The organism is Microbaculum marinisediminis, assembly GCF_025397915.1.
Classification (GTDB): Bacteria; Pseudomonadota; Alphaproteobacteria; order Rhizobiales; family Tepidamorphaceae; genus Microbaculum; species Microbaculum marinisediminis.
The window spans coordinates 1-26219 of record NZ_JALIDZ010000016.1 but is presented as its reverse complement, the minus strand read 5'-3'; the positions used below and the strand labels follow the sequence as shown (position 1 = coordinate 26219).

The 26219-nt window shown below is 66.6% G+C and carries 28 protein-coding genes; 19 read left to right on the top strand and 9 right to left on the bottom strand.

The window, feature by feature from the left end; translation table 11 throughout:
- Nucleotides 1-60 precede the first annotated feature (60 nt).
- On the bottom strand, nt 61-516 hold the full coding sequence (locus MUB46_RS23665) for a hypothetical protein (protein ID WP_261618447.1): 456 nt from the start codon (nt 514-516) through the stop codon (nt 61-63).
- Between the two features lie 212 nt (nt 517-728).
- Here MUB46_RS23665 and MUB46_RS23660 point away from each other — a divergent pair, with 212 nt between their 5' ends.
- The 6 genes from MUB46_RS23660 (at nt 729) to MUB46_RS23635 (ending at nt 8028) form a co-directional block, all read left to right on the top strand.
- Entirely contained in the window at nt 729-1742 is a 1014-nt protein-coding gene (locus MUB46_RS23660; protein ID WP_425256306.1) for an LLM class flavin-dependent oxidoreductase, read from the top strand.
- A 205-nt stretch (nt 1743-1947) separates the two neighbouring features.
- Nucleotides 1948-2823 carry a crotonase/enoyl-CoA hydratase family protein gene (locus MUB46_RS23655; RefSeq protein WP_261618445.1) on the top strand — a complete coding sequence of 292 codons (876 nt, stop codon included), beginning with the start codon at nt 1948-1950 and terminating at the stop codon, nt 2821-2823.
- A gap of 171 nt (nt 2824-2994) precedes the next feature.
- The gene (locus MUB46_RS23650) at nt 2995-3468 is read left to right on the top strand and encodes a DUF992 domain-containing protein (RefSeq protein ID WP_261618444.1); all 474 of its coding nucleotides are present in this window, start codon (nt 2995-2997) and stop codon (nt 3466-3468) included.
- Nucleotides 3469-3703: 235 nt separating this feature from the next.
- Nucleotides 3704-5008 carry a M12 family metallo-peptidase gene (locus tag MUB46_RS23645; RefSeq protein ID WP_261618443.1) on the top strand — a complete coding sequence of 435 codons (1305 nt, stop codon included), beginning with the start codon at nt 3704-3706 and terminating at the stop codon, nt 5006-5008.
- 353 nt (nt 5009-5361) lie between these two features.
- The gene (locus MUB46_RS23640) at nt 5362-7272 is read left to right on the top strand and encodes an ABC transporter ATP-binding protein (protein ID WP_261618442.1); all 1911 of its coding nucleotides are present in this window, start codon (nt 5362-5364) and stop codon (nt 7270-7272) included.
- 195 nt (nt 7273-7467) lie between these two features.
- Nucleotides 7468-8028, top strand: coding sequence for an SH3 domain-containing protein (locus MUB46_RS23635; RefSeq protein WP_261618441.1), 561 nt, complete (start codon nt 7468-7470; stop codon nt 8026-8028).
- A gap of 161 nt (nt 8029-8189) precedes the next feature.
- Here MUB46_RS23635 and MUB46_RS23630 read toward each other — a convergent pair whose 3' ends face one another.
- A complete protein-coding gene (locus MUB46_RS23630; RefSeq protein WP_261618440.1) occupies nt 8190-9008 on the bottom strand; it encodes an outer membrane protein in 819 nt (272 codons plus the stop codon).
- A gap of 391 nt (nt 9009-9399) precedes the next feature.
- On the opposite strand from MUB46_RS23630, the gene MUB46_RS23625 reads away from it, so the two are divergent.
- The 3 genes from MUB46_RS23625 to MUB46_RS23615 all read left to right on the top strand — a co-directional run bounded on the left by MUB46_RS23625 (nt 9400) and on the right by MUB46_RS23615 (nt 13945).
- Complete coding sequence (locus MUB46_RS23625) at nt 9400-10215, top strand: lytic murein transglycosylase (RefSeq protein WP_261618439.1); 816 nt, start codon at nt 9400-9402, stop codon at nt 10213-10215.
- 354 nt (nt 10216-10569) lie between these two features.
- Nucleotides 10570-13365 (top strand): excinuclease ABC subunit UvrB, encoded by a 2796-nt coding sequence (gene uvrB, locus MUB46_RS23620; protein WP_261618438.1) that lies wholly within the window; start codon nt 10570-10572, stop codon nt 13363-13365.
- A 199-nt stretch (nt 13366-13564) separates the two neighbouring features.
- The gene (locus MUB46_RS23615; RefSeq protein WP_261618437.1) at nt 13565-13945 is read left to right on the top strand and encodes a BA14K family protein; all 381 of its coding nucleotides are present in this window, start codon (nt 13565-13567) and stop codon (nt 13943-13945) included.
- A gap of 244 nt (nt 13946-14189) precedes the next feature.
- On the opposite strand, the gene MUB46_RS23610 is transcribed toward MUB46_RS23615, so the two are convergent.
- Entirely contained in the window at nt 14190-14366 is a 177-nt protein-coding gene (locus MUB46_RS23610) for a hypothetical protein (RefSeq protein ID WP_261618436.1), read from the bottom strand.
- A gap of 10 nt (nt 14367-14376) precedes the next feature.
- On the opposite strand from MUB46_RS23610, the gene MUB46_RS23605 reads away from it, so the two are divergent.
- A complete protein-coding gene (locus MUB46_RS23605) occupies nt 14377-15387 on the top strand; it encodes a trypsin-like serine peptidase (protein WP_261618435.1) in 1011 nt (336 codons plus the stop codon).
- 106 nt (nt 15388-15493) lie between these two features.
- On the opposite strand, the gene MUB46_RS23600 is transcribed toward MUB46_RS23605, so the two are convergent.
- The gene (locus MUB46_RS23600; protein ID WP_261618434.1) at nt 15494-15988 is read right to left on the bottom strand and encodes a hypothetical protein; all 495 of its coding nucleotides are present in this window, start codon (nt 15986-15988) and stop codon (nt 15494-15496) included.
- A 346-nt stretch (nt 15989-16334) separates the two neighbouring features.
- Between MUB46_RS23600 and MUB46_RS23595 the strand changes: the two genes are divergently transcribed.
- The 5 genes from MUB46_RS23595 to MUB46_RS23575 all read left to right on the top strand — a co-directional run bounded on the left by MUB46_RS23595 (nt 16335) and on the right by MUB46_RS23575 (nt 19593).
- Nucleotides 16335-17585, top strand: a complete 1251-nt coding sequence (locus MUB46_RS23595) for a trypsin-like serine peptidase (protein WP_261618433.1) — start codon at nt 16335-16337, stop codon at nt 17583-17585.
- Nucleotides 17586-17866: 281 nt separating this feature from the next.
- Nucleotides 17867-18292 (top strand): hypothetical protein, encoded by a 426-nt coding sequence (locus MUB46_RS23590; RefSeq protein WP_261618432.1) that lies wholly within the window; start codon nt 17867-17869, stop codon nt 18290-18292.
- 89 nt (nt 18293-18381) lie between these two features.
- Nucleotides 18382-18777, top strand: a complete 396-nt coding sequence (locus MUB46_RS23585) for a hypothetical protein (RefSeq protein ID WP_261618431.1) — start codon at nt 18382-18384, stop codon at nt 18775-18777.
- A gap of 19 nt (nt 18778-18796) precedes the next feature.
- The gene (locus MUB46_RS23580; RefSeq protein WP_261618430.1) at nt 18797-19048 is read left to right on the top strand and encodes a hypothetical protein; all 252 of its coding nucleotides are present in this window, start codon (nt 18797-18799) and stop codon (nt 19046-19048) included.
- A 158-nt stretch (nt 19049-19206) separates the two neighbouring features.
- The gene (locus MUB46_RS23575; protein ID WP_261618429.1) at nt 19207-19593 is read left to right on the top strand and encodes a septal ring lytic transglycosylase RlpA family protein; all 387 of its coding nucleotides are present in this window, start codon (nt 19207-19209) and stop codon (nt 19591-19593) included.
- A gap of 30 nt (nt 19594-19623) precedes the next feature.
- Here MUB46_RS23575 and MUB46_RS23570 read toward each other — a convergent pair whose 3' ends face one another.
- On the bottom strand, nt 19624-20283 hold the full coding sequence (locus MUB46_RS23570; protein ID WP_261618428.1) for an MBL fold metallo-hydrolase: 660 nt from the start codon (nt 20281-20283) through the stop codon (nt 19624-19626).
- A 115-nt stretch (nt 20284-20398) separates the two neighbouring features.
- On the opposite strand from MUB46_RS23570, the gene MUB46_RS23565 reads away from it, so the two are divergent.
- Together MUB46_RS23565 and MUB46_RS23560 are read left to right on the top strand one after the other, a co-directional pair.
- Nucleotides 20399-20752 (top strand): cupin domain-containing protein, encoded by a 354-nt coding sequence (locus MUB46_RS23565; protein ID WP_261618427.1) that lies wholly within the window; start codon nt 20399-20401, stop codon nt 20750-20752.
- Nucleotides 20753-20991: 239 nt separating this feature from the next.
- The gene (locus MUB46_RS23560; protein ID WP_261618426.1) at nt 20992-21207 is read left to right on the top strand and encodes a cold-shock protein; all 216 of its coding nucleotides are present in this window, start codon (nt 20992-20994) and stop codon (nt 21205-21207) included.
- Between the two features lie 426 nt (nt 21208-21633).
- On the opposite strand, the gene MUB46_RS23555 is transcribed toward MUB46_RS23560, so the two are convergent.
- The 3 genes from MUB46_RS23555 to MUB46_RS23545 all read right to left on the bottom strand — a co-directional run bounded on the left by MUB46_RS23555 (nt 21634) and on the right by MUB46_RS23545 (nt 24171).
- Nucleotides 21634-22809 (bottom strand): alanine racemase, encoded by a 1176-nt coding sequence (locus tag MUB46_RS23555; RefSeq protein WP_425256308.1) that lies wholly within the window; start codon nt 22807-22809, stop codon nt 21634-21636.
- Nucleotides 22810-23029: 220 nt separating this feature from the next.
- Entirely contained in the window at nt 23030-23701 is a 672-nt protein-coding gene (locus MUB46_RS23550; protein ID WP_261618424.1) for a ribonuclease T2 family protein, read from the bottom strand.
- 8 nt (nt 23702-23709) lie between these two features.
- The gene (locus MUB46_RS23545; protein WP_261618423.1) at nt 23710-24171 is read right to left on the bottom strand and encodes a hypothetical protein; all 462 of its coding nucleotides are present in this window, start codon (nt 24169-24171) and stop codon (nt 23710-23712) included.
- Between the two features lie 301 nt (nt 24172-24472).
- Between MUB46_RS23545 and MUB46_RS23540 the strand changes: the two genes are divergently transcribed.
- Entirely contained in the window at nt 24473-25030 is a 558-nt protein-coding gene (locus MUB46_RS23540; RefSeq protein WP_261618422.1) for a hypothetical protein, read from the top strand.
- A gap of 113 nt (nt 25031-25143) precedes the next feature.
- On the opposite strand, the gene MUB46_RS23535 is transcribed toward MUB46_RS23540, so the two are convergent.
- Nucleotides 25144-25440, bottom strand: coding sequence for a putative quinol monooxygenase (locus tag MUB46_RS23535; RefSeq protein ID WP_261618421.1), 297 nt, complete (start codon nt 25438-25440; stop codon nt 25144-25146).
- 204 nt (nt 25441-25644) lie between these two features.
- Here MUB46_RS23535 and MUB46_RS23530 point away from each other — a divergent pair.
- Nucleotides 25645-26219, top strand: a 575-nt coding sequence (locus MUB46_RS23530) for a DUF1176 domain-containing protein (protein WP_261618420.1), incomplete at its 3' end; no start/stop codon positions are given.

The following is a 26219-nucleotide window of genomic DNA, read 5'->3' as shown; positions in this document are numbered from 1 at the left end:
CGTTTAAACTCGTCATTGCCGGGCTTGACCCGGCAATGATCGGTTCGCGGCGCGGAAAGCTCAGTTGAGATAGACCGGACGCTCCGTCGCCGCCGAGCCACGCGCACCTGCCTCGAGGATCAGGTCGAAATCTCCGCTATTCGGGCAGAAATCGTGGAACCGCTCGGCGAACGCCGAATGCGCGATCACCTGCCGGCAATGTCCGCGCTGCCGGCACATCGCGCAGTTGCGCTGAAGGTCGCGGAACCAGTCGCTGTCCTGCGCGGCGAACGCGTCGGGATCGATGCCGACCGATACCATGCCTTTGGCCATCAGATCCTCGAAGGCGAACGGGCGCGACACGGCATCCCTCAGATCCGACGCATCCATGCCCGTCTCCGCCAGGATGCGCGAGGCCTCGTGCGGATCGAGCGCGTTGAACTCCCGCATCGTCCGCGCGGCCTGCCGCTTATCCCGCACGTAATCGACCGCGAGGCGCCAGGCCCCGGCGATGGTTCCAAGCAACGTGTTGTTCATCGGCGTCCTCCACCGTTTCGGTCTCGCGAAACCGCGCCGGCGGCGACAAACGCACCGCACCGCGGCTACAACCTGTCGTTACGCTAGAATATAGAAAGCATGCAGTCCTTGAGCTGCGTCAAATGCGCTGACCGACAGTCCGCCATTACCGGGCTTGACCCGGCCATCCGATTGCGCAGTTTTCGAAGGGCAATGTCCGCTGGAAGCCCATGATGCCCCTCGCCCTCTCGGTCCTCGATCTCTCGCCGGTGACGACTGCGGCCCCGCCGTCGCAGTCGCTGCGCAATTCGATCGACCTGGCCCGTCACGTCGATCGTCTCGGTTATGCCCGCTACTGGCTCGCCGAGCATCACAACCTCGCCAACGTGGCGACCACGTCGCCGGCGATCATGATTGGCCAGGTGGCGGCCGCCACGGCGCGCATCCGCGTCGGCTCCGGCGGCATCATGCTGCCGAACCACGCCCCGCTCACCGTCGCCGAGAATTTCCGCACGCTCGAGGCACTGTTTCCGGGCCGCATCGATCTGGGGCTCGGCCGGGCGCCGGGCACCGACCAGCTCACCATGGCCGCGCTGAGGCGCCGCATGGAGGGCGCGGAGGCCGACGATTTCCTCGAGCGCCTGCATGAGCTGATCGCCTTCGGCACCGACGGCTTTCCCGAAGGCCATCCGTTCCGGCGGGTGAGCGCGATGCCCGACGACGTGACGTTGCCGCCGATCACCATCCTCGGCTCGTCGAACTACGGCGCCCATCTCGCCGCGGCCATGGGCCTGGGCTATGCCTTCGCCCATCACTTCGCCTCCTATCCGGCCGACCAGGCGATGAAGATCTACCGCGACAAGTTCCAGCCCTCGGTCTGGCTCGACCGGCCGCACGCGATCCTCGGCGTCTCGGCGGTCTGCGCGCCGAGCGACGAGGAAGCCGATTTCCTCGCCGCCACCGCGGACCTCGCCTGGTTCCGCATCATGCGCGGCGAGCGGGCGCCACTGGCGAGCCCCGAGAACGCGCTGGCCCTCGACCTGACCGCGACCGAACGCGAGCAGATGCGCCGCGATCGCGGCCGCCACGCCGTCGGCTCGCCCGCGACCGTGAAGGCGCGGCTGGAAGAGCTGGCGGCGCATTGCCAGGTCGACGAGCTGATGGTGACGTCCAACATCTTCGACCATGCCCTGCGCAAGCGGTCCTACGCGCTTCTGGCGGACGCGTTCGGGCTCGAGGAAGCATAGCCGCCCGCCGCATCGTATTCCGTGCGGAATGCTCCAGCGGGCGGGACGACATTCGGGCTTGGGGTGGGAAGTGGCCCGCGCGGTGGGACAAAAAGGCGCGCTCTCGCGTGATTTGTAGACTTCCCGTTAACGCGAATACAATCTACAACCCTTACGCGAATATCCGCCTAACATTCGGGGGCGCATACCGGCTGGGAGGCTTTTGATGTCAGACTATCGTTCCATCCGCTACGCGACCAATGGACGGGTCGCGACCATCACGCTCGACCGTCCGGAGCGGCTGAATGCCATCGACCGGTACATGCCGCAGGAGATCGAAGCCGCGGTGAAGAGGGCGAACGACGACGACACGGTTCACGTGATCGTCGTCGAGGGCGCCGGTCGCGCGTTCTGCGCCGGCTACGACCTGCAGGACTTTGCCGAGGCCGGCGGCACCAATCCCGGCATCCAGGACATGCCCTGGGACCCGATGCTCGACTTCAAGTTCATGTACGCCAACACCCAGGCGTTCATGAGCCTGCACCGCTCCTACAAGCCGACGATCGCCAAGATCCGCGGCCACGCGGTCGCCGGCGGCTCCGACATCGCCACCTGCTGCGACCTGATCGTGATGGCCGAGGAAGCCAGGATCGGCTATCCGCCGGCCCGCGTATGGGGCTGCCCGTCAGTCGGTCTCTGGGTTTTCCGCATCGGCGCCCAGCGCGCCAAGCGCCTGCTGTTTACCGGTGATCTGATCGACGGCCACACCGCAGTCGAGTACGGCCTGGCCATCGATACGGTGCCGGACGCGGGGCTGGACGAGGCCGTCGACGCCCTGGCCAACCGCATGGCCGGCGTCCCGAAGAACCAGTTGATGATGTCGAAGCTGATGATCAATTCCGCCCTCGACAATCAGGGCCTTAGCACCACCCAGCAGATGGCGACCCTGTTCGACGGCATCACCCGCCACTCGCCGGAAGGGGTTTGGTGGAAGCGCCGCGCGGAGGATGTCGGTTTCAAGCAGGCCGTGCGCGAACGCGATTCCGGCGCCCCGATCGCGGCCGAAGCCGAACGGACGCTGCCGGACTGGCAACAGGATTGACCGAACCGGTGCGCGGCCTGCGATCCAGGCAATTCGTTGACCGATCGCAAGGAAGGCCGTGAGGATTGCACGCGTTATTGTCACGGAATTGCCGGAACCGATGCCCATAGTCCGGCGTTGTGGGCGGGGGACAGCGAAGTCCCCCGTATGAAAATGAACAAGGAGATCACCATGCGCCGAGTTGCAGCAGTCGCCGCCGCCGCGGCCCTCACCGCCGTTCTGACCGGCCCCGCCGCCGCCCAGGACCGCGTCGAGGCCGGCGTCCTGAAATGCGACGTTGCCGGCGGGACCGGCTTCATCGTCGGCTCGACCAAGAACCTGACCTGCCAGTTCGAGCGGGCCGGTGGCGGTGTCGAGACCTATAGCGGCGTCGTCCGCAAGTTCGGCCTCGATATCGGCACCACCGGCGAGACGGTGATCGTCTGGGGCGTGCTTGGCCCGGCCTCCGGCGTTGCTCCCGGCGCGCTGGCCGGCGGCTATGGCGGCCTCTCCGCCGAAGCCACCGTCGGCGTCGGTGTGGGCGCCAACGCCCTGATCGGCGGCTCGAACAAGGCGATCGTACTGCAGCCGCTGTCGGTGCAGGCGCAGGAGGGCCTCAACATCGCCGCGGGCATGTCGTCGATCGAACTGACCTTCGTGCAGTGACCGGCGCGCTCGCGTGAGCGAAACGACTTTCCGGGCGCCCGGCACCGCGTGTCGGGCGCCTTTCCTATCGCCGTTCGGCAGGCCATCCCCGACGTCCGCCCGGCTACGTCTAAAGTTTGAGTGGCGTAGCGCCAACGTCCGTTAATACCGTTTCGATAGACCGAAGCAGATCGATTCGACTCGCCGGCCCCGGGAGTTCGCGCCCATGGTCAGGCCAAGACTGAGGGGCTACCCGATGGCAAACACCGCCACCCGCATGCGGGTCCGCCGACTGGCGATCGTCGCTATCGCCACCGCTACCGTCGCGCTGGGCTCCGGTGGCGCCGTCGCGGCGGGCCTCGTGGAGGCCGTGCCCGCGACCGAAGCGGCTTCGGTGAAAGGGCCGCCGCCCTCCCCGTTTGCATCGCGCGACCGGCTCGTGCGGCTCGACTACGGTTACATGGAGAGCAACGTCGCGCCACGGGGCGTCGACAGGGCCCGCAATCGCATCGCCCTCGCCCCCGCCGAGGCCAGCGTCGATATCGCGTTATTTCCCGATCTGTCCGTGACGCTCGACCGGATTTCCCTGAAGAAGGCCGATCTTGGCGGTTTCGTCTGGACCGGCACGATCCGCGGCGACAGCGGCTACGCGTTGCTGATCGTCTCCGACGATCAGATCACCGGCCAGGTCCAGATCGGAACGCGGGTGTTCAGGATCTCGCCGGTTTCCGGTGCGGTGCACCGCGTCAGCGAGATCGATCCGGGCAGCTTCCCGCCGGAAGAATCCATTCCCGCACCGGCACCGAGACAACCCTCCGCCGCCCCGGAATCGAGCGGCAACGAGGAAGCGAAGACACGGATCCGGGTGCTCATCCCCTATACCAAGAACGCCCGGGCGCAATCCGGCCACATCGTTCAGGATGCGAAGCTGGCAATCGCCAACGCCAATCTCGCCGCCGACAACGCCGGGGTTAAGATCAGCTACCGGCTAGCCGCGACCGCGTTGGTGAGGCGCTATCAGGAACGGGGCTTCTTGAAAGATCTCAAAAAGTTGACCGGCGGCAAGGGACCGTTCGCCAGAATCAGAAAGCTGCGGAATCGCAAGAAGGCCGATCTGGTCGCACTGCTGCGCAAGGACAGCAAGCGCTACTGCGGCCTCGGCTGGTACATCGAGACGCCGTCGAAATCGACCGCGAATCGCGGTTTCACGGTGACCGCGCACGGTTGCGTGACCAACCATTCGGTCACCCATGAGATCGGCCACAACAGCGGCCTGGAGCACGACCGCTATCAGCTCGTCAACGGGGAAGACCGGCCGAATCCGCCGAGTTCCGACTACAATTTCGGCTACACCAACGTCGGCGCCGAGATCATGTCGGTCATGGCCTATCACACCGAATGCAGCGCCCGCGGCAAGAGTTGCACGCGTGTACCGATGTTCAGCTCGCCGACGCGGACCTACAACGGCGACACCATGGGGATCGCGGCCGGTCAGAGCAACGCCGCCGATGCCGCCCGTCGGATGAACGAGACCAGGAAGGGCGTCGCGAGCTATCGCTGAGCCCGTATCACTGAGCCTGGCTAGGTATGGTTGCTAGGGACCGGCGCCGCCCGCCAGGGCGGCATAGGCCGCCGCCGCCGCGACCAGCAGGAAGATAAAGATCACGATCTCTCGACCGGGCATGAGCACCGGGACCTCTCCGGTTTGCGCGTCGCCGCGTCGTTCCAAGCCGACACGACGGTGCCGCCGCAATATGGCGGTTCGGTGGTGACCCAAACGAAATTTCCGTGACCTGACAAGGAGTCCCGACGGCGGGTTCGCCGTTTCCCGGCCCTCGCCGTCCGAGCGCCCTATATGACCACCGGTCCCGGCACGGATTGGCCGCGACGGCAAGGTCGTGCGAGCCTGAACGGATGTTTCGCTATTTCGAATCGCGGTTGAAGCCGACGGACGTGCCCGAACGCCCCGAGCCGCCGGCCGGGCTCTTGGGGTTCTACTGGCATTTCGCCCGCCAGGCGAAAGGCTTGCTCGCCCTCCTGCTCCTCGCCGAAATCGCGCTTGCGCTCTCCGATGCGGCCGTCCCGTGGATCATCGGACAACTCGTCGGCCTGGTGACCACCATTCCCGCGGACCGGTTTCTCGCCGAGTCGTGGTCGATGCTGCTTGTCTTCGGCGCCATCCTGATCGCGCGCCCGGCCACCACCTTCGCACGCTCGATCATCGCCAATCAGGCACTCAACGGACCGTTCTCCAGCCTGGTGCGCTGGCAGAGCCATTGGCACGTGGCGCGGCAGAGCTGGGGCTTTTTCCAGAACGACTTCGCCGGACGCATCTCCAACCGGGTGATGCAGACCGGTTTCGCGCTGCGCGAGAGCCTGACCCAGGCGATAACCGCGGTCTGGTATATCGTCGTCTACGGCATCACCGCGATCGCGATGCTCGCCGCCGCCGACCTCTGGCTCGCGCTGCCGGTGATCCTGTGGTGCATCGGCTATGTCGCGCTGCTGGTGCTCTTCGTGCCGCGCCTGCGCCTGCGCTCGCGGCGCATGTCGGAAGCCCGCTCCGCCCTGATGGGGCGCATCGTCGACAGCTACACCAACATCCTCACGGTCAAGCTGTTCGCGCGCCCGCACGACGAGGACGCGTTCGTGCGCGAAGGCGTCGACCACCATACCGACCGCGTCGCCGATCAACTGCGCCTAATCACCATCTTCGCCGCCATGCTGGCGCTGTTGAACGCCGCACTGATCGCCGGCGCCGGCGGGCTGTCGCTCTGGCTGTGGACCGCCGGCGCGATCGAGGTCGGCGCCATCGCGATGGCGCTGCCGCTGACCTTCCAGCTCACCAACATGTCGCGCTGGATCGCCTTCCAGGTCACGTCGATCTTCGAACAGATCGGCGTCGTACAGGAAGGCATGCAGACGATCGCCCGGCCGATCGAGCTGACAGACCGGCTCGACGCGACCGACCTCGTCGTCACCGACGGAGACATCCGTTTCGACGACGTGAGTTTCGGCTATGGCCGCGACAGCGGCGTCATCGAGAACCTGTCGCTGCATGTGCGCCCCGGCGAGAAGATCGGTCTGGTCGGCCGCTCCGGCGCCGGCAAGTCGACGCTAGTCAACCTCCTGCTGCGGTTCTTTGACGTGGAACAGGGCCGCATCCGCATCGACGACCAGGACATCTCCGCCGTGACCCAGGAATCGCTGCGCGCCGCCATATCGGTGGTGACCCAGGACACCTCGCTGCTGCACCGGTCCGTCCGCGACAACATCGGCTATGGCCGGCCGGAGGCGAGCGACGACGAGATCCGCGCGGCGGCCCGGCTCGCCCATGCCGACGGGTTCATCAAGGACCTCGTCGACTGGAAGGGACGTCGGGGCTACGACGCCCATGTCGGCGAGCGCGGCGTGAAGCTGTCCGGCGGCCAGCGCCAGCGCATCGCCATCGCCCGGGTGATCCTGCGCGACGCGCCGATCCTGGTGCTCGACGAAGCAACCTCGGCCCTGGATTCCGAGATCGAGGCAGCGATCCAGTCCAGCCTCGACACGTTGATGACGGACAAGACCGTGATCGCCATCGCGCACCGCCTGTCGACCATCCACCGCATGGACCGGCTGGTGGTGCTCGACCGCGGCCGCATCGTCGAAAGCGGCACGCATGAGGAGTTGCTGGCGCTCGACGGCCACTATGCCCGCCTCTGGCGGCGCCAGTCGGGCGGCTTCCTCGGCCGCCGAGACAACGAAGACAGAGAAGACGAAGGCCGAGAGAACGAAGACAGAGAGGACGGAAACGGGGGCGCCGCCTCGCAGGCGGCGGAATGAGCCGACGCCTTGGCCGACGCCTTGAACGAAAGCGCGACCGTTCGCATGTTCATGTAAGGTTCAGACTCCCGGCGCTCCAATGGAGGGGAGTCAGGCTGCCCGGTCTATTGCCCGGCCATGATGCCGGCCAAACTTTGTGGTACCGAGCGGCCCTATGATGTCTCTCACAATCGATCCCAATGGAAGGAGGGTCGGATGAACTGGATTTCCCGCACTCTGGTCGCCACGGCCGGACTGACAGCGCTGGTATCGCTGCCCGGCGCAGCGAACGCCGCCGTCAGCGCCTATGCCGTCGGCAACGTCAACATGCGCACCTGCGGCAGCACCAAGTGCCCCCGCATAGCCACGGTCCCCGTCGGCGCGCCCGTCACCATCTACGGCTGCACCGGCGGCTACGGCTGGTGCGATACCCAGTGGGGCCGCTATCGCGGCTGGGTGTCCGGCCGCTATCTCCAGGCGGTTGCGCCCGGCTATGCCGAGCCGAGCCCGCTGCCGGCGATCGGGGCGATGCTCGGCATCGCGATCCTCGGCGCGGCGATCGCCGATTCCTCGGGCTACTACTACGGCTACGGCTATCCGTACTATCGCGGTGGCTATGCCTATCCGCGCTACCGCTATCCGGGATATCCCGGCTATCGCTACCGGGTGCCGCCGAGGGGCGGCGTGACGCCGTCCTGGCGGGGATACGGCGGCAGCTTCGGCGCGCCGCGCGGCGGCAGGGGCAGCGGACCGAGCCGGCCGCTCAGCGCGCGCTGACGGCACCGCGTCGAAACATCGACTTGTGAAATTGCGCGGCGGCCCCTTCCGGGCCGCCGTTTTTCATGCGCGTTTCGCGCAGTCATGCAAAAGAAAACGGCGGCTCCGCGAGGAGCCGCCGTTGTCCAATTCGAAGGTCGGCGGATGTCCGCCTAAAGCCCTTAGAACTTGTAGCTCAGGCGAGCCCGGGCGATGACGCCGTTGTGGTCGTAGTCGACCGCCATCGACGTACCGGCCGGCGGCACGAACGGCGCGGCCGCGACACCGGTCACGGTCGTGCTGCCCAGGTCGAAGTACAGCACTTCGGCACCCAGGACGATATTGTCCGTGATGGCGTAGTCGAGACCACCGCCGACGGTCCAGCCCCACTCGGTGTCGCTGTTGCTGCCGTTATAGACCTGCGGAACGCCCGGGAAGCCCCAACGGAACGAGTCCTCGACGCCACCAACGGCCAGACCGCCCGTGACGTAGAGCAGCGTCCGGTCGATCGCCAGACCGGCGCGGCCGCGCAGGGTGGCGAGCCAGTTGATGTCGGACGTCGAGGTGAAGCGACCGTTCGCGAACGGCGCCACCGCGGTGGTGACCGTGCCGCCACCGTTCATGTCGGAATACTCGATATCGGCTTCGAAACCGACGACGAACTGGTCGATCTGCCAGTTGTAGCCGGCCTGCGCACCGCCGACGAAGCCGTCGCGGCTGTAGCTCATGCCATTCGGGCACGCGCCGGCCGTGAGGCAGGGACCGAAGAAGGCGCCGCCCGGATCGACCACGCTGACGTTGACGTCATCGCCCGAGCTCCAGCCGTAGCCGGCGTTCAGACCCGCATAGAAGCCGGTCCAGTCCCAGGTCGGCACCGCCGTGACGACCGGCGGCGGGGTGTACTGCGGCATGTCGGCGGCCTGGGCGGCCATCGGCGCCAGCGCAGCCAGCGAAACCGCACCAACAAAAGAAAGAGCACGCTGGTTCAACATTTCACTCATGTCCTTTTCATTTCGCTCTCAAAGGAACCCACTCGGCTCACAACGGGCGGGAAACGCTTTGGTTTCCGTGAAGAGCACTTCAACTGTGCCCACACGCGGGCGAAATTGGGGCAGCCCTGGTGAATCGGAGGTGAATCTGGTGCCGACCGCGTCGATTCGTATTCGCAGTTGCGAACAGGCAACAGTTAACCATGGGTAAAACGTCCGATTCCGGCGTTAACGGATCGCCCCAGCCCCCTCGCACGGGTCCGGGCGCCCCGTGACGGCGAAGCCCTGAGTCTCTCCGAGAGTCGCCCCTGGCAGGCCCCTGCCGACGGACCGCAGCCCGTTGGTCTCGTCGCCCCGCGATGCTACAAAGTCGACAGGAGAACGTGGATCGGAGAGCCCGAGCATGCGACGCCTTTTCGTCACGCTGGCCGCAATACCCGCCGCCCTCTCGCTCCTGGCCGCTGCTCCCGCCCGGGCGGCACAGTGCCAGCCGCCGAACGGCTTCAGCGGCTTCATCGCCCAGTTCAAGGGTGAGGCCGCGCGGCTTGGCGTTTCCCCGCGGGCGCTCGCCGCCCTGGACGGCGTTACCGAGGACAAGCGCGTCCTGTCGCTCGACCGCAACCAGCAACACTTCAGGGTCAGTTTCGAGGAATTCGCCCGCAAGCGCGTCACCGCCGGTCGCGTGAACAAGGGCAAGGCGATGCTCAGGAAATACGCCAATCTGTTCGCGGCGGTCGAACAGCGCTATGGCGTACCGGGTCCGGTGATCGTCGCCATATGGGGCATGGAGACCGATTACGGCGCCGTGCTCGGCAACATGTCCTCGGTGCGATCGCTGGCGACGCTCGCCCACGACTGCCGCCGCACCGAGATGTTCCAAAACGAGCTCCTGTCGGCCCTGCGCATCATCGATCGCGGCGACATGACGTCCGACCAGATGCGCGGCGCCTGGGCCGGGGAACTCGGCCAGACCCAGTTTCTTGCCTCCAACTATGTCCGCTTCGCCGTCGACTTCGACGGCAACGGCCGCCGCGACCTCATCCGCAGCGTGCCGGATGTGCTCGCCTCGACCGCCAACTATCTGAAAGCCTATGGCTGGCGGCGCGGTCAGCCGTGGACCGAAGGCAGCGCCAACTTCGCGGTGCTGCGGCAATGGAACAAATCGCAGAACTACCAGCGCGCCATCGCCCTGTTCGCCACCCGCGTGTCAGAGGGCTGATACCGGAAAAAGCCGCCACTGCCGTCGAAATTTCCACAGCCGATGAAACGTCCGGCACCAAATGGCGATTAAATGGGCTTGTGGCCGGCTCCCCCCCACCCTATATGTTGCATCGCAGCATCGGATTCCGGTGCTGCAGCCCTCCTTGGGCGTTTCCTCCCTAGACTTGGGCCGTCCGGTACCCCCGGACGGTCCCTTTTTCTTTCCCCCTTTACATTCCCCCTGACGCAGCGCATCGCCGACCGGCGACGCGGACCGATATGGGCGGCTACCTGACACCCTGCTGTCAGCAGACTACCCACGGACACCCGCGCCCCCCTCGCCTTTGCGGCTGACTCGGCCCATATTGCGGCCATGGCCAAGCGCAAGACATCCGACCGGGCGGGCTTCGACGAAGCGCCGCAGGCGTCCTTCGACTCCCAAGTACCGTGGCATGCCGAAGCCCTGACCGGGACGCAGCAAGAGGCGAGGACGGCCGAAGGCCGGACCGGGAAACAACAGAAGCCCCCCAGGACTCCGAATTCCAAGGCCTCCCGCCCCGCCCGTGCGCCGCGCATCGAGGGCACCGAGGGCATCGACCTGATGGAGCCGGGCTCCGGCATCGCGCCGGCGTCGCAGGCGCCGGTGACGGACGACCTGGAAGTCTCGATGGCCGCGCGCGAGGCGCGCGACAACCTGACGGCGCTCCTGGAGCGCGGCCGGCCATTCTACGTGCCCGACAACGCGCCGGACTGGGTGCCGCACCGCCCGCCACGGCCGGAGAAGTCGGAAGGCGGCGTCGCCCTTAAGATCGTCTCGGACTACGAGCCGCGCGGCGACCAGCCGACCGCGATCGCCGAGCTTGTCGAGGGCGTAAAGGCGCACGAGGACACCCAGGTGCTGCTCGGCGTCACCGGTTCGGGCAAGACCTTCACCATGGCGCACGTGATCGAGCGCACCCAGCGCCCGGCGCTGATCCTGGCGCCGAACAAGACCCTGGCGGCGCAGCTCTACGGCGAGTTCAGGAGCTTCTTCCCGGACAACGCGGTCGAGTATTTCGTCTCCTACTACGACTACTACCAGCCGGAGGCCTACGTTCCGCGCTCCGACACCTATATCGAGAAGGAATCGTCGATCAACGAACAGATCGACCGCATGCGCCACGCCGCCACGCGCGCCCTGCTGGAGCGCGACGATGTGGTGATCATCGCCTCGGTGTCGTGCATCTACGGTATCGGCTCGGTCGAGACCTACACGGCGATGACCTTCATGCTGAAGCTCGGCGAGCGCATCGACCAGCGCCAGCTCCTCGCCGATCTCGTCGCCCTGCACTACCGCCGCAACGATCATGGCTTCCAGCGCGGCGCCTTCCGCGTCCGCGGCGACACGGTCGAGGTCTGGCCGGCGCATCTGGAGGACCGGGCCTGGCGCATCTCCCTGTTCGGCGACGAGGTCGAGGAACTGACCGAGTTCGACCCGCTGACGGGCCAGAAGACCGACGCCTTCAAGTCGATCAAGCTCTACGCCAACTCGCACTACGTGACGCCGCGGCCGACGCTGCAGCAGGCGATCAAGGGCATCAAGGCGGAGCTGAAGCTCCGTCTCGACGAGCTGAATCGCGCGGGGCGCCTGCTCGAGGCGCAGCGCCTGGAACAGCGCACGGTGTTCGATCTGGAGATGCTGGAGGCGACCGGCTCCTGCGCCGGCATCGAGAACTATTCCCGCTATCTGACCGGCCGCGCCCCGGGGGAACCGCCCCCGACCCTGTTCGAGTACCTGCCCGACGACGCCCTGGTCTTCGTCGACGAGAGCCACGTCACCGTCCCGCAGATCGGCGGCATGTATCGCGGCGACTTCCGGCGCAAGGCGACGCTCGCCGAATACGGCTTCCGCCTGCCCTCCTGCATGGACAACCGGCCGCTCCGGTTCGAGGAATGGGACGCCATGCGCCCGCAGACCGTCTGCGTCTCGGCGACGCCGGGCGGCTGGGAAATGAACCAGACCGGCGGCGTCTTCGCCGAGCAGGTCATCCGCCCGACCGGCCTGGTCGATCCGCCCGTCGAGGTGCGTCCGGCGACCTCGCAGGTCGACGACCTGCTCGACGAGGTCAAGCAGGTCGCCGCGAGAGGCTACCGTTCGCTGGTGACGGTGCTCACCAAGCGCATGGCGGAGGACCTGACCGAGTATCTGCACGAGCAGGGCGTGCGCGTGCGCTACATGCACTCCGACATCGACACGCTGGAGCGCATCGAGATCATCCGCGACCTGCGCCTCGGCACCTTCGACGTGCTCATCGGCATCAACCTGCTGCGCGAGGGTCTCGACATCCCCGAATGCGCCTTCGTCGCGATCCTCGACGCCGACAAGGAAGGCTTCCTGCGCTCGGAGACCTCGCTGGTCCAGACCATCGGCCGCGCCGCGCGCAACGTCGACGGCAAGGTGATCCTCTACGCCGACAGGATCACCGGCTCGATGGAGCGGGCGATGGCCGAGACCACGCGCCGCCGCGAGAAGCAGGTGGCGTGGAACACCGAGAACGGCATCACGCCGGAATCGGTGAAGAAGAACATCGCCGACATCCTCGGCTCGGTCTACGAGCAGGACCACGTCACCGTCGATTCCGGCCTCGCCGAGGCCGGCGCCACCTATGGCCACAACCTGCGCGCCGTTATCGAGGACCTGTCGAAGAAGATGCGCGAGGCCGCCGCCGACCTCGAATTCGAGGAGGCCGCCCGCCTGCGCGACGAGATCAAGCGGCTGGAACAGGCGGAACTGGCCGCGGCGGAGGATCCGATGGCCTATCCCGACGCCGACGCCTCGCCAAAGGGCAAGAAGACGAAGAAGGCACAAGAGGCGCGGAGAGCCGCCAGCTCAGGCTCCGGCGCGACCGGGAAGCGACAAGCGGCGAAGAGCGGCGAAGGCGCGACCGGGACGCGACAAGAGGCGGGGAAGGCCGAAGGCCTGACAGGGAAGCAAGAATCAGCACTCGCGCCGTCAGAGCGCGTGCGCAAGCACACGCTGGACGAGATGGGCATGAAGGACCTCCCCGAGCCGCTGACGCCGGAGGGTTGGACGCCGAAACAGGCGCCAGCTCCCCTTGGCACGAGCGCAAAGGGCCGCTCGTCCGGCGGGAAACCGGGCACCCGGACGTTCCGCAAGAAGGGCCACTAGACACCGCCCGACGGGTCCATCGCGGTCGTCCCCGTGTTTTCCTGAACGATACCCCTGCTCGCGCGTTCAGGTGCGGTTCAGGCGCGGCCTGTCAAACCTCCTGCAACGGAACGGATGCGTTTCGAGGCCCGCCGCACGACGCGGAAGGCCGGCGCCCCGCCCCGAGATCCGACATCTCGGATGTGACAGGAGACATGTCATGAACCGGTATCTGAAAACCACCGCCGCCGCCGGCCTCGTCCTCGCGCTGGGGGCGGCCGCCCTGCCCGCCGCCGCCAACGCCGGCGGCTATCGCCACAACCACGGCGCCGCCGCCGCGGCAGGCCTGTTCGGCTTCGCCGCCGGCGCGGTCGTCGGCTCGACGCTGAGCACGCCCCGCTACTACGCCCCGCGCCCTTACTACGCCCCGCGCCCCTACTACGCCCCGCGGCCTTACTACGATCCCTCCCCGGTCTACTATGCCAAGCCGGCGCCGTGGAGCCCGGCCTGGTACCGCTACTGCTCGGCGAAGTATCGCAGCTTCAACCCGAACACCGGCTATTTCCTCGGCTATGACGGGCGCCATCATTTCTGCCGCTGATCCGCGCCGCCATTCCGCGATCACGAGCGGCCGCGACGCTCCCCGTCGCGGCCGTTAGTGTTCTGCTAACCACAACCGCAACAGCATCGCGGTACGCTCCGCGCCGCAATCACGCGCCCCGCTAAACCGTTTGTCGGAACCATCCGCGATGGCTATCGTGCTACGGAGCCACCCGTGGCCTGTCGGCACGGCCTTTCGGCTTCTAAATCTTTGAAATTATTCCGCAAATGAGGGCTGGAATGAATCACGCTTTTAAATCCACCGCGCGCGCGGTGGTCGCGGCGACGTGTTTGATCGGCGTCGGCGCGACCACATCGCTGGCGGCCGGAACCGTCTCCTCGGGGGAGTTGAAATCTTCTTCTTCCGCCGGAGAGGTGGCGCTCCCCGCAAATCCGCAGAACAAGATGCCGCTGGCGAGCATGGAGGCGTTCGTGCCCGACGCACAGGTCAGGAGCCCGCGCATCCGGGGCGCCTCCGGCGTGTCGTTGTCCTCGGAGAGCATGGCGTCCCAGGAATTGGCGACCGAAGGTGCGGAAGCCTTCGGCAAGGCGCGGGTGCCCTACACCACCGTCCGCGTTGCCGTCCGGTCCCTCGGCACATCCACGACGGCGGCGATGACCCCCGTCACCAGCTATCCGTTCCGGCCCACCGGCAAGCTCTGGGCACGCTGGGGCGACAGCTGGTTCGTGTGCACCGCATCGCTGGTCAAGCCGAGCGTGCTGATCACCGCCGCCCACTGCATCTTCGAGTACGGCAGGAAGTCCAACGGCTGGGCCGACGAAGTGCGGTTCATTCCGGCCAACTACAACTCTGACACCGGCCCGTATGGGTCGTTCACCGCCCGCGATCTGCGCGTACCGACGCCCTATTACAGGGGACGGGACACCTGCTCCCAGCGCGGCGTCGTCTGCAACAACGACCTGGCGACGGTCGTCCTGAACGCGAACGCTTCCTCTGACTACGCCGGCGATATCGTCGGCTGGTACGCTTACGGCTGGAACGGCTACTCCTACACGCCCTCCAAGATCCTCGGCTCCAAGACCGTCGTACACATCACCCAACTCGGCTATCCCCAGGCCTTCGACGGCGGCTACCAGATGCAGCGAACCGACGCGGTCGGCTGGTACCTGAAGGACGGCAACCTGAAGAACACGCAGATCGGCTCCGCCCAGACCGGCGGATCGAGCGGCGGCCCATGGCTGGTCAATCTCGGCGTGAAAGCCTCGATCGATACCTCGGAGGCGAGTTTCGGTCGCAAATCGGCCCAGGCGGTCGTCGGCGTCACCAGCTATGGCTGGATCGACAAGAACATCAACCGCCAGGGCGCGTCCTACTTCGGACAGAACAAGCAGTTCTCCGGCAGGGATTATGGCGGCTACGGCGCGGGCAATATCGGCAAGATCATGTACGATACCTGCCGGTCCCATTCCTGGGCCTGCTGATCCGTATCACGCGCGGCGGCGCCGTACCGTCGCGCCCCTGCCAGACGGAACAAAGCCCAGACAGAACAAAGCGTGGCGCGGCCGAAAGGTCGCGCCACATCCACATTCAGTGGGCGGCGATCAGATCCCCCGCCAGGAAGCAGTAGAAGGCATCGACATCGCCGGTGGAGTCGACGAAGGCATTCACCGTAACGCCACCGTCGACGACCGTGTCGGTATCGGCGCGAAAGGCGAAATACTGCGTATTGCCCTGTACGCCCACGCGATTGGACGCGAGATCCACGACCACTTCGCCACCGTCGATCATCTCACGGCGCACGCCGATATGCGAAACGTGCCCGGGCGTCGTCACCTGGGCGGCGCAGGACAGCGCGAATACCTTGAGCCGCCGGCCATCCGGCACGCGATACATCTGCCGCTGGCACGGCGTCCCCTCGCAGGACATGTAGAAGAAGCTGGAATGCGGTGTCCCGTCGGGATCACCCGTGGCCGCGCCCGCCGCCGGCGCACCGCCTGCGACCGTGAACCAACCAGTCGCGATCAGGACAAGGGCCAGTCCCGCCTCCTTGTAGACGGTTCGGCCGGACACACGCGCAGACACGGCTACTCTCCTTTACGGAAACACGAACAGCCGCATCTATTTCGCAGGCGCATATCACGCGTATTTCGAGATCGTTTCAATTGTTTCGCCGCGACTGCCCCAAGGGAAAGGGGTTTTGCCAATCGGCTGAATTGCAGTCGACTCAATGTTTAGCCGCCTGCTTTAACCTCGATTAACGGCGTTTTCGATCAGATCTCCACGTTTTCACGCCAAAACGGCACGAAAAACGATCTGTTAATCATTGCCACCAAAACATGCCCCAAAGCCCGGTATTCGGCGGTCCGGTCGCTGAAAACCGACCCCTGCACCCATGCGCGCGCATGCAATCCACCCGAAAGGGGCTGAAATGATCAGATATCTCCGGCCGGCTTCGCTGGCATCCACGATGGTCGCCGCCGCCTGTCTGGCCGGCGCGGTCTCCGCGTCGGCACAGTCGGCGGGCATCGTCTCCCATCCGCTCGAGTCCATGGATGCCCGCGAGGGATTCAGCGAGGCCGATCTGATGGGGCCTTTCAGGACGCGCATGCCGGTCGTCGGCCAGAGCGTCCTGGACTCGCTCAAACCGGCGGGCGCGCCCACTGGCACGCCAGCCGTTTCCAGACAGAACGGAGGCGCCGAGTCCTTAGACGTCGCGCCGATGGCCTACGGAACGGAAGGCATTCCCTATACGACCGTTCGCGCCGCCGTCACCCGGCCGGGCTTCGCCAACAACAAGAAGATGGTCCCGATCACGAGCCGGCCCTACAGCACCACCGGCAAGCTCTACATGAAGTTTGACGGCTCGGTCTTTGTCTGCACCGCGTCGCTGCTGCGAAAGGGCGTCCTGGTGACCGCCGCCCATTGCATCAGCGAATTCGGCGATGGACCGGGCGGTTTCGCCGATGCGGTGGTGTGGTACCCAGCCATGGTCAGCGGCGGCAAAAAGGGCCGACCGTACGGCCGCTTCCGCGCCATCAACATCTTCGTGCCCGAGCCCTATTTCGACGGCAGCGATACCTGCACCGTCAACGGCATCGTCTGCAACAACGACGTCGCCACGATCGCGCTCCGGAAGGAAAAGGTGCGGTACCGGACCTTCCGCGGCAAGAAGAAGGTACGCAAGAAGTTCCCGGGACAACTGGTCGGCACCTATCGGTTCGGCACCAACGGCTACTCCTACACCACGTTGCCGGCGGAACTCGGTGGTGCTTCCGCCGCGCAGATCACGCAGCTCGGCTACCCCGTCGCCCTGGACAAGGGCCTGCAGATGCAGCGCACCGATTCGATCGGCGTTCGCGTCGACGACGGCAACCTGATCAACACGCTGATCGGGTCGGCCCAGACCGGCGGCTCCAGCGGCGGCCCGTGGCTCGTCAATTTCGGCACGCGGCCGAGCGTCGATACCACCGACGCCTCTCTGGGCTTCGCAAGCACGCCGAACGTCGTCGTGGGCGTGACCAGCTACGGCGTCGAAACCCCGACGAACGTCAACTATCAGGGCTCGTCGTTTTTCGGACAGAACGTCGAGTATCCGGACGCCGACTATGGCGGCTGGGGCCCCGGCAACATCGGCGCTCTGATGATGGCGACCTGCACCCAGAACGCCGCCTCCTGCTGACGTTCAGCAACAAGACCTGAAAAGCGAAGACCCGGCACGCCGCGTGCCGGGTCTTTTTTTGCCTGCGCGGGCTCGTAAGCGTTCCCGCCCATGAGCCCATAGGAATCCGTGCACCTTGTGAGAGCGGCGAGCGGGAAACCCTTCGTTAACGATACCGGCGAAACAAAGGAAACACGCGGTGCAATACGGATGAAATCCGGACGCGCCATAAAGGCTTCGCAACGGACCGGCGAAGAGGTCGCCGGCCGACTGGGACAGACGTCCGGATCACGAAAATGCCGATGCCTCCTCGATCGATCGCGCCCTTCCCGATACGCCGTGCCGATCTGCGCCGCGCCGCCCTGTCGCTGGCGCTGGCTCTGGTGATCGCGCCGCTGCCCGGCGCCGGCCGCGACGCCGCGAAGGCGGCGAAGGTCGACACCCCGGTCTGCCGCGTCCACCTGCAGAAAATCGACACGACACTCGGTCACGCGCGGCAACGGCTCGAAGACGCCATCCAGAAAGACCTCGCGGCCGAGTGCGCGGCTATGCACGGGCAGGTTCGCGCGATGCTGGAAGTCCGCAACATCTATCGGCGCTGCATCGACGGCCAGGAGCGTTACGAGACAGTGGCCGAAATGGACACGTCGATCGAGGAGACCGCCAACCGCATCGACGCCCGCTGCGCGCCGCGCAGCGTCGAAGCGGAAGCTGCGCGAATCGATTGAATACGGCATGAAGCGCGCCGGGGGGACCGGCGCGCGACATCGCCGGGACGGAAACATCGTGGGACACTGAGAGTTCGACAGACGACGCCATGAAACGCCTGCCCCGCCCCTTTCTGCTTGCCGCCATCGTGCTGACGCTCGTTCTGGGCGCGGCCGGAACCGCCGCATTGATGACCCCGATGCCGACCGATGCAGCGGCCGGCCCCACCGAAGACGGAATCGATACCGCGTCAGCCGAATGCCCGGCCCGTGTTGCCGAGGCGGCGCGCGGCTTCTCCGCGACCCTTGCCAGCCTGTCGGGCGCCGCCGAAGCCGGCCGCGCCGAACGCTGCGAGGCCTATCGCGCCCATGTTGCCGCCCTGAGCAGCGCACGCGACGTCTACGCGACCTGCCTCAGCGGTTTCGCCCGCGACGATCAGGTTGCCCAGATCGAGCTCGCTACGAACGACTGGCACTCCGCCATCGCCGTAACCTGCGCCGACTGAGCCGGCGCCTCGAAGGGAAATGCTTGCGGCCGGGATCACGGAGGCCAGCGTGCTCACCATCGCCCTCGACATTCTGGCCGCCTACGGGCTTAAGCTCGCGCTCTGGTTCGGCTGGCCCGGCCTGATGGCCGGCGGCCTGCTCGGAACCGCCCTGTTTCCCGGCTGGCGGATCTCCGCAGCGGTCGGCGGCGCCCTGGTGGGCGCGACCGCCTGGGCAGCATGCTGGCTCGCCGTGGCGCTCGGTCTGCGGATGATGGGCGTCGGTGGCTGAGGCCCGGCAGCGGAGGCCCCGCAGCGCCCCCCGCATTGCCTGCCGCAGGACCGCGACAACGATTGCATGCAGCCCCGGCAATACCTGCGGCCATGTTTCCGCCGCCTTTTTCCGGCTTTTCCTCACCTCAGGGGGGATCATGTCGGAGACAAGGCACGATGCCCCTTAATCTATCGCGCGCCGCCGCGCTTTCCCTCGCGTTGATGTCCTCGGTCGCGGTTACGGCGGAAACCGCCGAAGCCACAGAGTGCGGCCGTGCGTCCTGGTACGCGCTGACCGGCCGCACCGCCTCGGGAATGCGCGCCGACCCGACCGGCTTCTACGCCGCGCACCGCACGTTGCCGTTCGGCACCCGCATCCGCGTGGAGAACCTGCGCAACGGCCGTGTCGTCGAGGTCCGGGTCAACGACCGCGGCCCGTTCGTGCGCGGCCGCATCGTCGACGTCACCAAGGCCGCCGCCGCCAAGCTCGGCTTCATCTCGGCCGGCACCGCGCCCGTCCGCGTCACCGTGGTTGGCAGCGAGACCAGCGCCAAGAGCTGCTGAGGCAATACGCTCGGGCGGTGCCCCGGACGCTCAGGCGATGCCCTGGGCGTTCTCGCCGACGAAGGGATTGGTGCGGCGTTCCTCGCCGATGGATCCGCCCGGCCCGTGCCCGCACAGGAAGCTGACGTCGTCGCCGAGGGGAAACAGCTTTTCCCGGATCGACTTGGCAAGCGTGTCGAAATCGCCGCCGAACAGATCGGTGCGGCCGATCGAGCCGCGGAAGAGCACGTCGCCGACGATGGCGAACTTCGCCGGCTTGTTGACGAACACCACCGAGCCGGGGCTGTGGCCGGGACAATGCATGACCTCGAAGGCGTGCCCGGCGATTTCGACGCTGTCGCCTTCGTTCAGCCAGCGATCCGGCGTGACGTTGCGCGCGCCCGCGATCCCGTAGGCCGCCCCCTGTGTCTCAAGGTTGTCGAGAAGTGGCTTGTCGGCCTCGTGCGGCCCGACGATCTCGACACCAAGCCCCTCGCGCAGCTGATCGGCGCCGGCGGCATGGTCGATATGGCCGTGGGTCAGCAGGATCGTGTCGATCGTCAGGCCGAGTTCCTCGATCGCCGCGCCGATCTGGTCGAGGTCGCCGCCGGGATCGATCACCACGCCATGCTTCGTCTCCTCGTCGAACACGATCGTGCAGTTCTGCTGGAACGGCGTGACCGGGATGATGGCGGCGCGCAGCGTGGTCATGAGCGTCGTTTCCTTGCTTGCCGGGGACTGCCGGGATGGTCGTAATCCCTGACTAACCGATGTAGGGGAGAGGCGGAAGACCCGCCCCCTTGTCGACCGCCTCGAGGAGATCTCCATGTCGTCCACGTTCCTGTCCTTCGACCTCTCGTCCGTCCAGCCCGAGCATGACGCTCCGTCACCCGAGAAGGTCATCGCCGGAGACCCGCGCTTCACTACATGGAACCTGGAAGAGGCCGAGAACGGTACGCTGTTCGCCGGTGTCTGGGAGTCTACGCCGGGCAAGTGGCGCATCGCCTATGACGAGTGGGAATACTGCACGATCATCTCCGGCGTGTCGGTCATTACCGGGGATGACGGCACTGCAACAACCGTCAGAGCGGGCGACAGTTTTATACTTCGGCCCGGATTCAACGGAATTTGGGAAGTGAAAGAGACAACGCGTAAGCAATATGTGATCAAATTGCCGTAATTCTAGGCAGAACTGATTTTTAGCGCCCCTCACCCAAATTATGACGCGAATTTTGCTTGCGTATGCGCTATGCTTGCGTCATCACGATTGGCGAGGCGGCTGATCGGACTGCCGGAATGGACGTAAGTCGCGCCTGATATGTCGCGTGGAATGCCTATCCCGAAGATCTCTGCTCGCCTGCCTCGGCAACGACCGGCCGTCGCGTCGACGGTCGGAATTCCTCGGGAAGGGAGACCTCCATGCGCCAGACGGGCACAGTAAAATTCTTCAATCAGTCTAAGGGCTACGGATTCATTACGCCTGACGACGGCGGTAAGGACGTATTCGTCCATATCTCCGACGTCGAGCGCTCCGGCATTCCGCCGATCGACCAGGGGTCGCGCGTGACCTTCGAGACCGAACCCGACAAGCGCGGCAAGGGTCCGAAGGCCATCAACCTGCAGATCGCCAGCTGATCCATCCGCACTTCCGCCGCCGGTCCCCACGGTCCGGCGGCCTACCGGTTTCGACCAGTTCCTGTTAGTCTTGGCGACGATGGGATAGCGAGCCGACACATTCGGCGCTTCGGCGCCATCCTGACCGTCGCGGCGGTTGTCGCGGCCACAGGTCAGGGTCGTGCCGAAGAGCCCACCGCATCCGGCGCCCCCCTGGGCGCGCCTATCGGAGCGAAATCTCCGGATAGCGCGATCCGCCCCGCGATAAACTGTACCTGCCGCCTCGGCGGACGGGACATCCACATCGGCGACACCGCCTGCATCCGCGGCAGGATCGCGACCTGCGCGACCTTCCTCAACAACACCTCCTGGACGTTCTCGAACACGCCGTGCCCGGTCGCCACCTTCTCCCCGGCCCGGTATCTCTGGCCCGGCTGAGACCGCCCGTCAGGTCCGGAACGGCGCGTCCACCTCGACGAAGCTGTCCGGACACAGGCCGTTGAAATCGGTCCGCAGCGACAGCGAATAGGCGCCGATATGGCCGACCTCGATCCAGTCGCCGGTCGCCACCGTTTCCGGCAGCCAGAACGGCCGCGACAGGATATCGACGGAATCGCAAGTCGCCCCCATGATCCGGAACGGGATCACCCGCTTGGGATCGCCCTTCGGCTTCAACCGCCCCGGCTCCGGGATCAGGTGCACCGGCAGCGTCAGCTTGCCGGTCCAGGCGTCCGACAGGCTCGCCCAAATGCCGTCGTTGATATAGAGCCGCTGCCCCTTGCGCAGCAGCACCCGCACGATCACCGAAAGCGATCGGGCGACGACGACCCGGCCGGGTTCGGCCACCAGCGGCACGTCGGCGAAGCCGGTGCTCTCGACGGCGCGCAGGATGCGCGGGATCAGCTCGCCCGGCGTGGGCGTCGGCGGCCGCTTGCGGCGCCGGTCGACGCCGTAGCGCGCCGGAAAGCCCCCGCCGATATCCAGCGCCGCCACCGGCACCCCCGCGCGGGCGCGCACCCATTGGGCGGTTTTCAGCGCCGTGGCGTAGGCGTCCGGCGCCTCGACCTGACTGCCGACATGGAAGCACAGGCCGGCCCTGGCGCCGAGCCGGTGCACGCGCTGCAGCAGCTCCACCGCGTGGCCCGGCGCCGCGCCGAACTTGCGCGACAGCTCGTAGACGGCGTGCGATCGCGTGGCCAGCCGCACGAACAGCGTCAGGTCGGGCGTGTCGACGCCGGCGGCGCGCGCCTCGCGCAGGATCTTGGCCGCCTCGTTCTCGTGGTCGATGGCGAAGTGGCGAATGTCGTAGGAGGTCAGCGCCTCCCGGATCGCCGTCGCCGCCTTGACCGGGTGCATGTAGTACAGCGCTGCCTGCGGGGCGGCCGCGCGCGCCATGCGGAACTCCGCCGGCGAGGCGACGTCGAAGGCGTCGACGCCGCTACGCGCCAGCGTGTCGAGCACGAGCGGGTGCGGATTGGTCTTCACCGCATAGGCCGTCCGCCCGGGAAACGCGTCACGGAAGGCACGCGCGTCCGCCTCCAGCTGCGCCGGGCGGAAACAGTAGACCGGCGTATCGGGCCGCAGCGCCAGCGTCGCGGCGCGTGCGTTCGCGAAGCGCTGCAAACCGGTGCGGACGGTTTCGCGGATCTGGATCGGGATTGGGTCGGCCATGGTCACGAGTCCGGCTCCTCCAGGTTTCCCCCGGGTAGCCGAGACCTCATGTCCCCGCGTTCGCTACCCGTGAGGGGTCCGGCAAAGACAGCGAGCGGAACCGCCGACGCTCGTGACGCACGATGCTACCATCGGCGCCGCCGCGATTGAACCCGCCGCCTGAGCCACCGCCTCAGCCGCCACGCACCGGCGGCAGTACCACCTTGTTCAGGCGGCAGGCGCGCCGGTCGACCTCACGGCAGCCACGGAAATTCAGCGCCTTGTCCATGCAGATGCGCACCTCGCGCAGCCGGCTGCGATCGCAATCGACGGCGATGGCATCGGCGGCCAGCCCCGGATTGGCCCTGCGGAATGCGTTTTCGACAGCCCCCGGCTCGACCGTCACGTAGCGGTTGACGGTCCGGAACGCCGGCGGGATCACCACCCGGTCGCGCGCCTTGCGCACCAGGTCGAAATAGCCCTCGACCGACAGCCCGGCACAGGTGCCGTGCTTCTGCCACTGGTACCGCACTAGGCCGGGGCTCGGCATGATGTCGAGCATGCTCCGAACGATCTGCTCGCTCGGCCGGCTGGTCGCCGCCGGGCAGAACTCCGGCCAGCCGCGTTCGTATTGCGGCCACAGCCCGTGCACGACGAAGGAATAGGGCCGCCCGCCGGCGCATTGGAACCGGTCGGCCCTTTCGGCTTCCGCCTCGCAATAGGAGGGCGACCACGACAGCGACAGGACGTAGTAGTCGAAATCGCCGGCGACGTTCGTCCCCACGCGCTGCGCCTCGGCGCCGCCGGTCGCGAGGCCGAGACAGAACAGGCTGGCGAGGAGGAGACGTCGGCTGCCCGACCGCATTGCGATCCTTAGAGCGGACGCAGCATCTTGCAGGCCGGCGCGTAGGCGTATTCGCGGTCGCGTCCGACCAGGCAGAACTGAACGCCCCAGCCGACGCCGGCAAAGCCCTGCTCGCTGCGCAGCCAGTAGACCAGATCGTAGCGCTGCCCGTCGGTCAGATAGGCCGAGCCGGTGCAGAAGCGCGTCGCGATGATCGGCGGATCCCAGTCGCGGAAGGTGGTCTCGCGCGCGCCGGTGATCTGCGCCATCTTCAGGCCGGTATGCCAGTATTGCGCTTCCGCCTGATCGAAATGGGCGAGGATGCGGCTCAGCACCGACGGATCATCGCAGGCCGGCCCATTCCAGGGGCCGTCCCGATTCGCGTCGGAATAGAAGGTGAAGTTCCCCGCCGACGCAGGCGCGGAAACGCCAAGCGCCGTCGCACCAATTGCGAGGGCGGCACAGATCGCACCGGCAGCGAAACGCAGCATTCCAGCCTCCAATTCGGATCGTGGCGCAAGGATGCGCGGATGGGTACGGCGGGTCAAGGCGATGGATGTCACAGTGCCGGAAAAACGCCATGCCGGGACGATTCAGCCCCTAACGACGCCGCACGGGGCTATGAACCGCGCCGCGAGGTCCGGCGGAAACGGAGAATCAACCGCACGGCCGTGCGCGGCTTCCGCGGGCCACGACAGGGCTTCCCGACACGGAAAACCGCTCCCGCGGTTTGCGCAATGTTAATCGAATGACGATTCGTTGCGGCATCGCCTGTTTGTTGGAGGATTTTGCATGACAATTCGTTTGAGTGGCCTCGTTTCGCTGGCCGCCGCGCTGCTCGTCGTCGCGTTTCAGGGACCGGCTTTTTCCCAGACCGCCACGAACCTCGTCTGCCGGGGCTGCGTCGGCAAGGCCGATATCGGCAAGCGCGCCGTCAACCCGGCACGCCTCGCCAACAGTGCGAAGCCGGCCGGCCTCGACGAGGGAGCCCTGAACGGAGACTCCGTCGCGCTGTCGACGACCGAGAAGGTGGTGGTGTCCGTCACGCTGAAGGCGCCCGCGCGCGGCTTCGCCCACGTCACCGGCCAAGGCATGTTTGCCTTCAAGGGAACGGCCAACGAGGCCGCCTGCAGCGTGTCGCCGGACACGACATACGATTTCGCGACCGCCGTCTCGCACTCCGGGGACAATGCACCGGAAAACGCCTACGCGTCGTTCTCCCGGACGCGTGTGGTTCAGGTCAGGAAGGGCGCCAACACGTTCCACCTCGTCTGCCTCATGGAGAACGCGCAAAGCGTCGATCTGCTCAATCCGTCCATTCTGGCGGTCTACGTTCCGCGGCGCTATTGAGGCCGCCCCCGTTTCCGGATTTCGCGTGGCGGGCGCCGAGTGCGCCCGTCCCGCCAAGCTGTATCGCGCTTGACTCGGGGAAACGGGGGACCGGTTCGTTGGGCCCGACCGGGTCAGGTCTCGACCAGATCGTAGTGCTTGATCGACCGGGACTCGACCAGTTCGGCCTCGGCCGGGTCGATGTGCGGGGTCTTGTAGTCGTCCCCGACGAAGGCCTTCAGCGCATCCAGGTCCTTCCACACCATCACGAAGCTGAACTCCCGCGGGCTGTCCGGCCGCGAAGCGCCGGGAAGAACCGAGACGATACCTTCGGTTCCCTTCATCAGCGGGATCGCGGTTTCATGGAAGAACCTGCCGAATGCCTCCTCTTTTCCGGGCCTGGTCACGACTTGAAAGATACGCATGATCATCGGGGTATCCTCCCGGGGGTTGTGCCCTGGACGCACGCCGGATCGGCGTGACCGAAATCCTGCTTTTCCGGAAGCCTAGCACGGTCCCGACGCGCCTTCGCATTGGCCCGTCGCCGGTCTATCGTGTCTTTCCGGTCGCCCGGTCTTCGCGTTATCCTTGGGCGGACGACCGTCCAACGCCGGAACACGCCCCGGAACACGCCGATGTCCTTGCCTCTCGCGGCCTTCCTTGTCGTCCTCTGGGGACTGCTTGCCCCCGTCTCCGCCGAGATCGCCGCGTTCGGCGACTGGCGGGCCGAATGTACCGACGAGACCATCTGCGTCCTGGTCAACCAGGCGACAGGCCCGGACGGCGAGGACGTGGTGCTGGCGCTGCGGCGCCGGCCGGAGGCCGACGCGCCCTGGCAGGTCTCGGTGACGCCGCTTCATCCGACGATCGACCTCATCCATCCCTTCTCGATGAATGTCGACGGCGGCCCCAAGCTGACCTTCAATCCCGGCTATGACTATCTGGCCTACGGCTCCACCGACAACCTGTTCCTGATCAATGCCGGCCTTGCCGAGCGCCTGCTCGGCCTGATGTCCGACGGGCGCGAGGCCACCCTGTTCTACGAGCCGGACGGCGGCGGCTCGGCGTCGGCCCGCTTCGCCCTGGCCGGTCTCGCCGACGGGCTCGCCTGGATCGACGCCGCGCAGGCCCGCACCGACGTGAGCCGGCGCGTCGCCCCGCCGATCGACCTCGCACCGCACGAGTCGATGGCCGGCCTGAGCTCGGCCAT